This window comes from Bacillus sp. NPDC077411 (assembly GCF_044543425.1).
Lineage (GTDB): Bacteria > Bacillota > Bacilli > Bacillales > Bacillaceae_G > Bacillus_A > Bacillus_A bruguierae.
The window spans coordinates 334,573-346,056 of sequence record NZ_JBITWA010000001.1 but is presented as its reverse complement, the minus strand read 5'-3'; the positions used below and the strand labels follow the sequence as shown (position 1 = coordinate 346,056).

Sequence of the window (11,484 nt, the reverse complement as noted above, 5' to 3'; positions counted from 1 at the left end):
CCCCGTGCGGTGTTAAAACAAAGAGAGAAAATAGGTGCAGGTCACTTTTTGTTTGGCATAGCTGCGATTTATATGTTGAAAAGACGAAACCAAAGCTCTTTTCTTGTTAGAGGAGCTGGCGATACATAGAAGTGGTCAGTGCCTTTTCCTGCCCCGTGCGGTGTTAAAACAAAGAGAGAAAATAGGTGCAGGTCACTTTTTGTTTGGCATAGCTGCGATTTATATGTTGAAAAGACGAAACCAAAGCCCTTTTCTTGTTAGAGGAGCTGGCGATACGTAGAAGCGGTCAGTGCCTTTTCCTGCCCTGTGTGGTGTTAAAACAAAGAGAGGGAACGAGTGCAGGTCACTTTTTGTTTGGCGTAGCTGTGATTTATATGTTGAAAAATCATTATGTGATGATTGTAGAAATCATAAAAAGAAGCGCCAAATAAGGCGCTTCTTTTATAGATTTTTTATCATCACAACATGCGGGATATCAGCTTCCATAAATACATCAGAAGTTGTTTCGTATCCAAGCTTATGGTAAAACGACTCAGCGTGCGTTTGCGCATGAAGTTTCAGCTTCGGAAGAGATTCTTCTTTCGCAAGAACTTCTAATGCGTCCATGATCATCTTGCCAGCTCCTTTTTGGCGGTAAGATGATAGGACACAAATGCGTTCCATTTTCCCGATACCATCGACAATACGAAAGCGCCCAGCGCCAACTGGAACATTTTGATCGTATAAAACAACATGCTTTGCAGTGTGTTCATATTCGTCGTATTCTTCTTTGGCTGCAACCTTTTGCTCATCTACAAATACTTGTTTACGAACGGAAAAGGCATCCTCTAGCTGCTTTTCGTTTTGTACAACTTGAATTTGCAAATTATTGTTGCTCCTTTCCTAAATGGAATGTTTCATATACTGTCCATGTATCATTTTCTAGTTGATATAGTAAATGGAACCGATCGATTGGCTGCTCATAATAGAAATCTTTCATCTTTAAGCGACCTAAAACATCCGCATGTTCTGCATCGGATAATTGTTGTCCAATTGTAAGGTGCGGCACAAAAGCATATTCGCGATTTTGTGTAAATATACCGTTATGCATTTCTTCGTTTAGGAACGTTAATTCTGGTGTTTTTTCTACTTTAAAATAAATAACATTATTTACAGGTGCAAAAGAGCTCACTTTTCCTACATGTAGTGTAAAAGGGTTTGTTTTATTTGCAATTGTATGAAGCTCTTGCACAATCGTTTCTAATTTTTCATCAGCCACTTCAAAAGGTGTTTTTAATGTAATGTGTGGTGGAACTAATGCATAATGTGGATCATAACGCTTACGCAGACCGTTTGCTTTATCTTGAATCATTTTTGATGGAAATATTACAATACCTAGTTTCATCTCTAAATTCCTCCCCTTGTCTGAACGTAAAATGTCTGTGTGAAAAAAGAACTCTTTTTTATTATATCAGATGATTCTGAATAATACTGTATATTATTTCAGCGCTAGCATATGAGAAAATGCATGCGGTAAGTTTTTTTGCCAATATTTCCATGTGTGATTGCCATCAAATTCTTCATAATAAGTTGTAAATCCTCTTTCAGTAAGAAGAGAATGTAGCTCGCGGTTCGGCGCTACAAAATCTGAAATATTACCATCTGTCGTTTTTACGTCAGTTTCTTCTGTACCGATGATGTGATATAAATCTAACATGTGTGGTTGCGTAAATGCTTGAGCACGCTCTAGTACAGATTCATTTACAAACGGCGACTGCATAATTACTTTTCCAAATGTATGCGGATACATAAGTGCTGTCATAAATGAAACTGTACCGCCTAAAGAATCCCCGATTAAAACGCGGCCTTTCCCCATTTGATACGTTGGGTATTGCTCATCTAAATATGGAACGAGTTCATGAGCTAAAAAGCGAATGTACATGTCATTTTGCGATCCGTTTGGATGATATTTTTTTTTTCGGTTGTGTACATCCTTATATGGAATACCAACAATAATCGTTCGATCAATTTCCTCTGTTTCGCGAAGTGACTCTATAACGCGATGGGCTTTTCCAAGTTGAAAATAATCTCTTCCATCTTGTGCAATTACAATGGTGTGCTTATGAAGCGGCGTGAAATTTGCCGGTAAATAAACGAGAAGCGTCAGTTCTTCTTGCAATGATTTGCTGTAAAATGTCAGTTCTTCAATTTTTCCTATTGTTTGTGTCATCGTGTAATCTCCCCTAAGTAAAAAGTTACTACAACTTTATTTTAGCATAAGAATGAGAAGAATCTAAAAAATTAGTATTCAGTATTGGAAGAAAGGGCTATAATGAAATGAGAATTTTGCTTATATAAATACAAAGTGAAAAAATGACATAAAACCCCCCTTTTCTTTTAAGGTGGACGAGAGCACCTGGCTATGCATTGAAGCGGTCAGGGCTTTTTCCTGCCACGTGCAATGTTTAAAACAAAGGGAGGAAGCAAGTAGCGATCATGTTTTGATCTACATAGCCGCGACTTATATGTTGAAAAATCACAATGGATTTATCCCGCTATTCGTGGGCAGTAAGACCCCCACCTCAAGGTTCAGAGAGAGTATTGTCCAGTTCCAGTGGCTAGAATGTTCGGTGGCTTCGCTTCTTCCTACGAGGTAAAATACACCTCTACGTCAGAAGCTCCATCCCCCTCATATTTTGGACGAGCCACTTCCGCTTTTCTAAAGAAGATAGGTGGGGGATGAAAAAAACCACTGACGGAAGTTTCACTTTATATAGATAAGGAGACAACATATGAAGCAGCAACAATCAATAGCACTGCCGCTAGCGATTTCGATTATTACGATTTCATTTGCGGCTATTTTTGTAAAAATGTCTACAGCACCATCTTCTATTTTAAGTATGTATCGTTTATGGATTATTGTAATTATTATGATTCCGATTGTATGGAAGAAAAGAGAGGAATTTACGAGAATTGAGAAGAAAGACTGGGGATTTTTAATTGGATCCGGTTTCTTTTTAGCACTACATTTTCTTCTATGGTTTGCATCGTTAAAATTTACAACAGTTGCAAGTTCTACGATAATTTTAGCATTACAACCACTCGTATCCCTCATTGGAGGATTTTTCTTATTTAAAGAAAGAACAACACTCATTTCACTTGCAACAATGGGAATTGCAATTATTGGTGTAGGGTGTATTGGATGGGGAGATTTAGGGCTAAGCAAAGAAGCAGTCTTAGGGGATATACTATCATTTTTGAGTGTAATTGCAGTGGTTGGATATTTATTTATTGGGCAAACGACAGTGAAAAAAGTATCGCATTGGATTTATAGTTTTACTGTCTTTACATTTGCGGCGTTATTTTTAAGTGTATATAATATGATGCTACAAATTCCATTTGCAGGGTATTCATCATGGGACTGGACTGTATTCTTCTTACTTGCAACTGTACCGACTGTATCTCAAATGATTAATAATTGGCTATTGAATTATGTAAATGCAACAACAATCTCTATGAGTATTTTAGGTGAGCCTGTTGGTGCGATGATCCTCGCTTTCTTTTTACTCGGTGAAAAATTAAATTCTACGCAAGTGGTAGGAAGCATTCTTGTATTATGCGGCGTATGTATCTTTTTATTACAACAACAAAAGCGTACATATAAAGAGCCGGTAGAAGGCATGGTATATACACAAGAGACATAATCATAAGAGCTCTATCTCATGAATAGATGAAAAAAATTATAAAGATACAATTAGTAGAATTGAATATAAGCGCAACTTCCATTATTGGAAGTTGCGCTTTATCCCGCTATTTGTGGGCAGTAAGACCCCCACCTCAAGATTCAGAGAGAAGCAAAGAAGAACCCCCTACTGACGGAAGTTTCACTTTATTTTGGTTTTGTCATATACGGCTGAACGTGGACAATACATAGATCACGAAATTTACCTTCTGCGGTTGTGACAATAATAACAGCTCGGCCAGCTTGTTTTCCTATTACAGTTGCTTTCTGTTTTTCGGTATGAATCTCTACAATATGGGGGTTCATGCACGTCCAAATGATCTCCTGGTTACTTGCCTGAGAAGGAAGGACAGTTGCTGTAAGTTCCGCACGTTGCCCAGCTTTTAATTTTAACTTAGCTTTGTGCAGTTGTATACCAATGACCGGCACAATGGAAGGAATAATGGTAATATGAGGCAGATCTGTTTGTATTGCAGCACATGGAGAAGATGTAAGGTGTTTTTGTGAGTGAAATGGTGATTGCATAAAAAATGTCCTCCTTCAAAAAATATGCACAAAAGTATTCATGTGTGGTCATTCATAGGAAATACAACCCTCTAAATCTCCACTTTAGTCCACTTTTTCTTGCATTTACTCTTTTTAGGTGTTTCTCTTTTGTTTGGATATTAATTTGTAATATTGATTTAGTCCTTCTGTATCATGTTCTTAGTTATACTATATACAAAGAATGTTAGAAATAATTTAAGGTAATATAAAGAATTTGTTAATTTACAGAAAATTCAGTACAATAATATGTAAATACAAATTGAAAAACTGACATAAAAAACTCCTTTCTTTTCAGGTGGGCGAGAGCATCTGGCCGTGCATAGAAGTGGTCAGGGCCTTTTCCTACCACGTGCAAAGTGTAAAACAAAGGGAGAAAGCAAGTAGCGGTCACTGTTTGTTCTGCATAGCAGTGATTTGCATGTTGAAAAATTAAAATGGATTAATATAAAAAACAATCCCTGCTTCTATTGTATAAAAGCAGGGATTGTTTTTTATTAAGAAGCTATTTTTTCGAACTCTTCAAATTCTTTTTGAACATCTTCTGATGGCTTTGTTAATAGGCTTACAATAATAATAACGAGTAAGCTCGCAGCAAAACCAGGAATCATTTCATATAGCATATCTTTTAAAAACTTAAATTGTGTCCACACGATAACGGTTGTTGCACCAGCGATCATACCAGCAAGAGCGCCCCATTTCGTCATTCGCTTCCAGTACAAGCTTAATAAAACAACTGGTCCAAATGAAGAACCGAAACCTGCCCAAGCGTAACCAACAAGTGCTAGGATTGTGTCATTTTGTTTAAAGGCAAGTCCGCTTGCTACTAGAGCAATAATAAGAACGGCCATACGTCCCACAAAAACAAGTTCGCGGTCCGTTGCAGAGCGGCGGAAAAATGTTCGGTATAAATCTTCTGTTACCGCACTTGATGTAACAAGAAGCTGTGAAGAAATTGTACTCATAATTGCTGCTAAAATAGCAGCTAGTAAGAAACCAGTAATAAGTGGATGGAATAAAATTGTTCCAAGTTCAATGAAAACCGTTTCTGGATCTGCTAATTTTTTGCCCATGTCAGCATAATATGCAATCCCGATTAGTCCAGTAAACATAGCGCCGACGATAGAGAAAATCATCCAGCTCATGCCGATGCGGCGAGCACTTTTTAATTCTTTTACAGATGAAATCGCCATAAAGCGAACGATAATATGAGGTTGTCCAATATAACCAAGACCCCAAGCAAATAAGGAAATAATGCCGAGTACAGAAGTACCTTTAAAGATATTTAATAAGTTTGGATCAATAGATTGAATTGTATGAAATGCTGGTCCAAGGCCATTTACATTCATAATTGTTACAATTGGAACTAAAACGAGTGCAACGACCATAATAATCCCTTGCACGAAGTCTGTCCAACTTACAGCTAAGAACCCGCCAAATAACGTATAAGCTACAACAACAGCGGCAACGATGAAAAGTCCCATATGATAGTCCATTCCAAATGTATTACGAAATAGAACAGCACCTGAAACTAATCCCGAAGCTACATAAAATGTAAAGAAAATCATAATAACAAGTCCGGAAACAAGGCGTAGCATATGAGATTTATCATGGAAACGATGTTCTAAAAATTCTGGAATTGTAATTGAATTGTTTGCAAGTTCAGAGTAGGTACGTAAGCGAGGAGCGATGTATAGCCAGTTTGCATAAGCGCCGAGTGTTAAGCCGATCGCAATCCAACTGCTGCTTAGACCTGTTGCAAACATCGCACCGGGTAACCCCATTAACAGCCATCCGCTCATATCAGCAGCGCCTGCACTTAGTGCTGTTACTGCGGGACCTAATGTACGCCCGCCAAGCATATAATCTGTTAAGTTTGATGTTCGTTTGTAGGCAATATAGCCAATTACTAACATCCCGATCATATAGATCGAAATAGAAATTAAAATCTGTGTGTTCATGTTAGTCCCCTTTCCTAAGTAGTATCTTTTGATGCGTTACATAATTATAATCTAACATGGTTATGTGTAAAAATCTATCTTCTAAATATGAATTTTCAGAAATATGGGTGTATTTAGAAGATAGATTATTTTACTAATATAAAGATTTTTGGGTAGTGTATAACTATTTTTATAGAGTATTTATTATTTTTACATAAAAATGAGTTATTTTGTCAATATAATATTTAATATATAGATAAAAATATTTTTTTGAAAAGTATTGACTTCCAAAAAAAGAAAAGCATATAATGATTTCAAATTTAAAAATGCAAGCGTTGATGAAGAAGAGTACGTATTATGGACATGTCAGAGAGCTGATGGTTGGTGCGAATCAGTATGAAAGTAATATGGAATGGGCTTCGGAGCTTCCAAACCGAAACGAAAGAAGTAGGCTTTGGCGAAAGGATCTCATCGTTACAAGAGACACGTATTGTATTTTGATACGGAAAAGTGCGTTACTTTTGTAACGAATTAAGGTGGCACCACGGGAGTACCCGTCCTTTTTATAGGATGAGTACTCCCTTTTTGTATAGAAAAAATGAATATGATAAATCGATGAGTAAGAAGAGTACGTATATTGGAGACGTTCCAGAGAGCCGGGGATAGGTGAGAGCCCGGTGCGGTGCCATATGCGGAATGGGCTTACGAGAGGTATGCTGAACTGTAAGTAGGCAACCCGGGTTCCGCCGTTACAAGGATAGGGTATAATATTGTACTTGAAAAAGCGGGATGCTTTGCATCCAACAAGAGGTGGTACCGCGGTAATTTTATCGTCCTCTGCATATTTCCATATGCAGGGGACTTTTTTATTTTAGGAAAAGAGGTGACAGTGATGATAACGAAAGATCAATTTATAATACAAAAAAAGCAAGGGAAAACCTTTCTTATTATTCAAGAAGAAGAAGGGGATAGCGTGACACCGATTGCGCTATATCGCCGCACTACAGGTGAGAAAAAATTTCTACTCGAAAGTTCGCAGCTTCATCAAGATAAAGGTCGTTATTCCTATTTAGGGTGTAATCCTTACGGCGAAATAAAAAGTATTGGTAAGACAGTAGAGATTATGATAAATGGTGCGCTAAAAAAGGTAAACGGAAACGTATTAAAGGAGCTAGAAAGTGTTCTTGCATTAGAAAAAGTTGAGAGTCCATTCCCATTTTGCGGGGGAGCGGTTGGCTATATTGGGTATGATGTTATTCGGCAATATGAAGATATTGGAGAGATGCTCTCTGACCCTTTAAATATTCCAGAAGTACATGTGCTGCTTTACCGCATGTTTGTCGTATACGATCATGTAAGGCAAAAGCTATCATTTGTATATGTATATCGCAGCGGCGATACGGACTCGTATGAAGAGGTTTATGAACAACTGCAAACGTATAAGCAAAAATTGCTGCATGAATCAGAGGAGCAGGTGAAAGCGCTGTGTGCTTCTGTATCATTTACATCTTCTGTAACAGAAGAAAGGTTTTACAAAATGGTTGAACAGGCAAAGGAATATATTCGGGCAGGGGATATCTTTCAAGTTGTATTATCACAGCGTTTGCAAAGTGATTTTACAGGAGATCCATTTGCGTTATATCGCCGTCTTCGCACCGCGAATCCATCTCCTTATATGTTTTATATTGATTTTCAAGATTACGTCGTACTTGGCTCTTCACCAGAAAGTTTGCTTTCTGTACGAGATGAAAAGGTGATGACAAATCCAATTGCCGGAACAAGGCCGCGCGGAAAAACAAAAGAAGAGGATGAAAAGATAGCGAAGGAACTGCTTGCAAACGAGAAGGAACGGGCAGAACATATGATGCTTATTGATTTAGGAAGAAATGATATTGGCCGGGTGAGTGAGATCGGTTCTGTACATTTAGATAAATATATGAAAATCGAGAAATATTCCCATGTTATGCATATTGTATCTGAAGTTTACGGAACATTGCGAAAAAAGGTGAATTGTTTTGATGCATTAGCATATTGCTTACCAGCAGGAACTGTATCGGGAGCTCCTAAAATTAGAGCAATGGAAATTATAAACGAATTAGAAACAGAAAAGCGAAATGTGTATGCCGGAGCTGTTGGGTATATTTCATTTTCAGGCAATATGGATATGGCACTTGCGATACGAACGATGGTTATAAAAGATAAGAAAGCATATGTACAGGCGGGCGCTGGCGTTGTGTATGATTCGAACCCTGCGGCTGAATATGAAGAAACGCTAAATAAAGCAAAAGCGCTCTTGGAGGTAATGAAATGATTGTCTTAATTGATAACTATGATTCATTCACATATAACTTGTATCAATTGTTAGGTCATCATACAGAACATATTGTTGTAGTGCGTAACGATGAAGTGACAATTGAGGAACTAGTGGACATGAAGCCAAAAGCAATTATTCTTTCACCAGGACCTGGAAGGCCGGAAGATGCAGGGGTTTGTATGAATGTGATTGGGCATTTTTATAAAACAGTTCCGATTCTCGGTATTTGTCTAGGACATCAAGCGATTGTTACTGCTTTTGGCGGAGAAGTTGTGCAGGCAGAAAAGATCAAACATGGGAAAACGTCGCTTGTAAAACATAATGGCACATCGATATTCTCATATGTAAAACAGCCGCTGACAGCGATGCGCTATCATTCACTCGTAGCAAGGCAGCGCAATCTTCCTAGTTGTTTTGATGTATTAGCGACAGCGATGGATGATGGAGAAATCATGGCAGTTCGTCATCATTACTATCCGCTTTTTGGATTACAGTTTCACCCGGAATCCATTGCAACTGAAGAAGGTGATAAATTAATACGGGCATTTTTATCTAATGTGAAAGAGGGGGAGAGAGTATGAACAGTTATCTTCGAAAATTAGTAGAAGGGCAAGATTTAACGGAACATGAAATGTATGAAGCGGGTATTAGCTTATTAAACGAAGATATTTTAGAAAGTGAGATTGCAGCCTTTTTAGCGTTGTTAAAGGCAAAGGGGGAAACAGCGGATGAAATATACGGCCTTGTTCGCGCCCTTCGTGAAAAAGCATTGCCATTTTCTAATCATATTACAAATGCGATGGACAATTGCGGAACAGGAGGAGACGGGGCGCAAACGTTTAATGTGAGTACAACATCAGCTTTCGTACTTGCCGGTGCAGGCGTAAAGATTGCGAAACATGGAAACCGCGCTGTTTCTAGTAAAACGGGAAGTGCAGATTTATTAGAAGAACTCGGGGTGAACATAGCGTGTTCGCCAAAGCAAATTGATTATTTGTTAGAGAACGTTGGGATTGCCTTTCTATTTGCACCGGCGATGCATCCAGCACTGCGCCGCATTATGAAAGTAAGAAAGGAATTAAATGTTCCAACAATCTTTAATGTAATCGGACCACTTACAAATCCAATTGACTTAGAAACACAGTTCGTCGGTATTTACAAACGTGAGATGTTATTTCCTGTAGCGGAAGTCTTGCAAAAGCTTGGCAGAAAAAGAGCAATTGTTGTAAATGGCAGTGGATTTTTAGATGAGGCATCTTTACAAGGAGAAAATCACGTAGCAATTTTAAAAGATAACAACATTATGGAAGTAAGTGTTTCTCCAGAAGAGTATGGATTTTCACGTGTGAAAAACGAAGCGATTAGAGGCGGAGATGCAAAGGAAAATGCCAATATTACATTAAATGTGCTGCGCGGAGAAGAGAGCGTATACCGTGATACAGTGTTATTCAATGCAGGGCTTGCTCTTTTTGCAAACGGAAAAGCAGTGACAATTGAAGAGGGCATTCGCTTAGCGGCTTATAGTATTGATTCGGGAAGGGCGCTGGAGAAACTAAATCTATTAATTGCTGAGAGTCATCAAAAGCTAGAGAGGGTGAACTAAATGGAAACGATTTTAACGAAAATTATTGAGCAAAAAAAGAAAGAAGTAGCGGTGTTATATGAAACGTATATCCCAGCAAAGCAAAAACGTACATCATATTCTCTCGTAGAAGCGCTGCAAAAGTTTACTGTAATTGCAGAAATAAAACGTGCTTCACCGTCTAAAGGGGATATGAACTTACATGTTGATGTCGTTAAACAAGCAGAGCTCTATGAAACAAATGGTGCAGGGGCAATCTCTGTTTTAACAGATAGTCAATTTTTTAAGGGCTCTTTTCACGATTTAGAAACAGCAAGAGCCCATGTGAATGTACCACTTTTATGTAAAGATTTTATTATTGATAGAATTCAAATTGACCAGGCATATGATGCGGGAGCAAATCTCATTTTACTTATTGTTGCTGCATTAACAAAAGAAAAATTATTTGCGCTATATACGTACGTAAAAGAGCTCGGCTTAGAAGCGATTGTAGAGATTCATAATGAAGAGGAATTAGAAACAGCATTAGAGCTCAATCCTGATGTCATTGGGGTAAATAATCGAAATTTGAAAACATTTGAAGTGGATTTAAGAATAACAGAACAGCTTGGGAAACGGCTAAATGAACAAAATGTACTTTGGATTAGTGAAAGCGGTATTCATACGAAAGAGGATATTATACGTGTCAAAAAAGCTGGTGCAAAAGGAATTCTTGTCGGAGAAGCGTTCATGACAGCACCGTCTGTCGGAGACTTTTTTCAATCACTGCAGGTGACGATATGAAAGTAAAGATTTGCGGGATTACTGATATAAGAACAGCAAAAATCGTTTGTGAATACGGAGCAGATGCCATTGGGTTTGTATTTGCGAAAAGTAAGCGGAAAATTACGCCAGATCAGGCAAAACAAATGATTGAAGAACTCCCGGAGAATGTAATGAAAGTTGGCGTTTTCGTAAATGAATCAATTGAAGTGATTCAGAATATTGTAACATATTGCGGTTTAACGCATGTACAACTGCATGGGGATGAACAAAATTACCATATTAAAAGATTGAATATTCCGTGTATAAAGGCGATCGGTGTAAGTTCGCGCGAAGATATAGAACGAGCAGAGGAATATGAAACTGATTTTATATTATTTGATAGTCCGAAAGAGCAGTTTCATGGCGGAAATGGAAAAACATTTTCATGGGAGTTATTGCGGTCAAATCCGATTGAAAAAAAATGCATATTAGCTGGCGGATTACAACTTGAAAATATTGCAGAAGCAATTGCAATGGTTCGGCCGTATATGGTTGACGTGAGCAGCGGTGTAGAGACAAATGGTAAAAAGGATATCGAGAAAATAAAACAATTTATAACAAAAGCGAAGGAGTGTTAACT

At 38.0% G+C, this 11,484-nt stretch carries 12 protein-coding genes and 2 other annotated features; of the genes, 7 read left to right on the top strand and 5 right to left on the bottom strand.

Going from position 1 to position 11,484, the window contains the following annotated elements; translation table 11 throughout:
• The first annotated feature begins 308 nt into the window (after positions 1 to 308).
• Positions 309 to 431, top strand: coding sequence for a hypothetical protein (locus ACIGHG_RS01780; RefSeq protein ID WP_396546890.1), 123 nt, complete (start codon positions 309 to 311; stop codon positions 429 to 431).
• 10 nt (positions 432 to 441) lie between these two features.
• Here the strand turns inward: ACIGHG_RS01780 and ACIGHG_RS01775 are convergent, their stop codons facing one another.
• The 3 genes from ACIGHG_RS01775 to ACIGHG_RS01765 all read right to left on the bottom strand — a co-directional run bounded on the left by ACIGHG_RS01775 (position 442) and on the right by ACIGHG_RS01765 (position 2,209).
• Entirely contained in the window at positions 442 to 864 is a 423-nt protein-coding gene (locus ACIGHG_RS01775) for a GNAT family N-acetyltransferase (RefSeq protein ID WP_336472132.1), read from the bottom strand.
• A 1-nt stretch (position 865) separates the two neighbouring features.
• Positions 866 to 1,384: a YjcG family protein gene (locus ACIGHG_RS01770; RefSeq protein WP_336472131.1), complete on the bottom strand. Its 519-nt coding sequence runs from the start codon at positions 1,382 to 1,384 to the stop codon at positions 866 to 868.
• Positions 1,385 to 1,477: 93 nt separating this feature from the next.
• Positions 1,478 to 2,209 (bottom strand): alpha/beta hydrolase, encoded by a 732-nt coding sequence (locus tag ACIGHG_RS01765; protein ID WP_396546888.1) that lies wholly within the window; start codon positions 2,207 to 2,209, stop codon positions 1,478 to 1,480.
• A gap of 562 nt (positions 2,210 to 2,771) precedes the next feature.
• Between ACIGHG_RS01765 and ACIGHG_RS01760 the strand changes: the two genes are divergently transcribed.
• Complete coding sequence (locus tag ACIGHG_RS01760) at positions 2,772 to 3,683, top strand: DMT family transporter (RefSeq protein ID WP_396546886.1); 912 nt, start codon at positions 2,772 to 2,774, stop codon at positions 3,681 to 3,683.
• 185 nt (positions 3,684 to 3,868) lie between these two features.
• Here the strand turns inward: ACIGHG_RS01760 and ACIGHG_RS01755 are convergent, their stop codons facing one another.
• Entirely contained in the window at positions 3,869 to 4,246 is a 378-nt protein-coding gene (locus ACIGHG_RS01755) for an Ig-like domain-containing protein (RefSeq protein ID WP_090915110.1), read from the bottom strand.
• A 515-nt stretch (positions 4,247 to 4,761) separates the two neighbouring features.
• A complete protein-coding gene (gene putP, locus ACIGHG_RS01750) occupies positions 4,762 to 6,225 on the bottom strand; it encodes a sodium/proline symporter PutP (RefSeq protein ID WP_336472129.1) in 1,464 nt (487 codons plus the stop codon).
• 305 nt (positions 6,226 to 6,530) lie between these two features.
• Positions 6,531 to 6,769 (top strand) — a binding site (T-box leader).
• A 41-nt stretch (positions 6,770 to 6,810) separates the two neighbouring features.
• Positions 6,811 to 7,045, top strand: a binding site (T-box leader).
• Positions 7,046 to 7,096: 51 nt separating this feature from the next.
• Here putP and trpE point away from each other — a divergent pair.
• From trpE to ACIGHG_RS01725, 5 genes are read left to right on the top strand one after another with little or no spacing between them, the layout of a single operon-like run.
• A complete protein-coding gene (gene trpE / locus ACIGHG_RS01745; RefSeq protein WP_396546883.1) occupies positions 7,097 to 8,515 on the top strand; it encodes an anthranilate synthase component I in 1,419 nt (472 codons plus the stop codon).
• Positions 8,512 to 9,099 carry an anthranilate synthase component II gene (locus ACIGHG_RS01740; protein ID WP_336472127.1) on the top strand — a complete coding sequence of 196 codons (588 nt, stop codon included), beginning with the start codon at positions 8,512 to 8,514 and terminating at the stop codon, positions 9,097 to 9,099. The genes trpE and ACIGHG_RS01740 overlap by 4 nt, the downstream gene beginning before the upstream one ends.
• Complete coding sequence (trpD, locus tag ACIGHG_RS01735; protein WP_396546881.1) at positions 9,096 to 10,121, top strand: anthranilate phosphoribosyltransferase; 1,026 nt, start codon at positions 9,096 to 9,098, stop codon at positions 10,119 to 10,121. Before ACIGHG_RS01740 ends, trpD begins: the two co-directional genes overlap by 4 nt.
• On the top strand, positions 10,122 to 10,883 hold the full coding sequence (gene trpC / locus ACIGHG_RS01730) for an indole-3-glycerol phosphate synthase TrpC (RefSeq protein ID WP_396546879.1): 762 nt from the start codon (positions 10,122 to 10,124) through the stop codon (positions 10,881 to 10,883).
• On the top strand, positions 10,880 to 11,482 hold the full coding sequence (locus ACIGHG_RS01725) for a phosphoribosylanthranilate isomerase (protein WP_336472125.1): 603 nt from the start codon (positions 10,880 to 10,882) through the stop codon (positions 11,480 to 11,482). The genes trpC and ACIGHG_RS01725 overlap by 4 nt, the downstream gene beginning before the upstream one ends.
• The last annotated feature ends 2 nt before the right edge of the window (positions 11,483 to 11,484 follow it).

Excerpts from the sequence above, each read along its gene's own strand:
- ACIGHG_RS01770 (WP_336472131.1), bottom strand. The coding sequence starts at position 1,384 with ATGAAACTAGGTATTGTAATATTTCCATCAAAAATGATTCAAGATAAA.
- ACIGHG_RS01765 (WP_396546888.1), bottom strand. The coding sequence starts at position 2,209 with ATGACACAAACAATAGGAAAAATTGAAGAACTGACATTTTACAGCAAA.
- ACIGHG_RS01760 (WP_396546886.1), top strand. The coding sequence starts at position 2,772 with ATGAAGCAGCAACAATCAATAGCACTGCCGCTAGCGATTTCGATTATT.
- ACIGHG_RS01755 (WP_090915110.1), bottom strand. The coding sequence starts at position 4,246 with ATGCAATCACCATTTCACTCACAAAAACACCTTACATCTTCTCCATGT.
- putP (WP_336472129.1), bottom strand. The coding sequence starts at position 6,225 with ATGAACACACAGATTTTAATTTCTATTTCGATCTATATGATCGGGATG.
- trpE (WP_396546883.1), top strand. The coding sequence starts at position 7,097 with ATGATAACGAAAGATCAATTTATAATACAAAAAAAGCAAGGGAAAACC.
- ACIGHG_RS01740 (WP_336472127.1), top strand. The coding sequence starts at position 8,512 with ATGATTGTCTTAATTGATAACTATGATTCATTCACATATAACTTGTAT.
- trpD (WP_396546881.1), top strand. The coding sequence starts at position 9,096 with ATGAACAGTTATCTTCGAAAATTAGTAGAAGGGCAAGATTTAACGGAA.
- trpC (WP_396546879.1), top strand. The coding sequence starts at position 10,122 with ATGGAAACGATTTTAACGAAAATTATTGAGCAAAAAAAGAAAGAAGTA.
- ACIGHG_RS01725 (WP_336472125.1), top strand. The coding sequence starts at position 10,880 with ATGAAAGTAAAGATTTGCGGGATTACTGATATAAGAACAGCAAAAATC.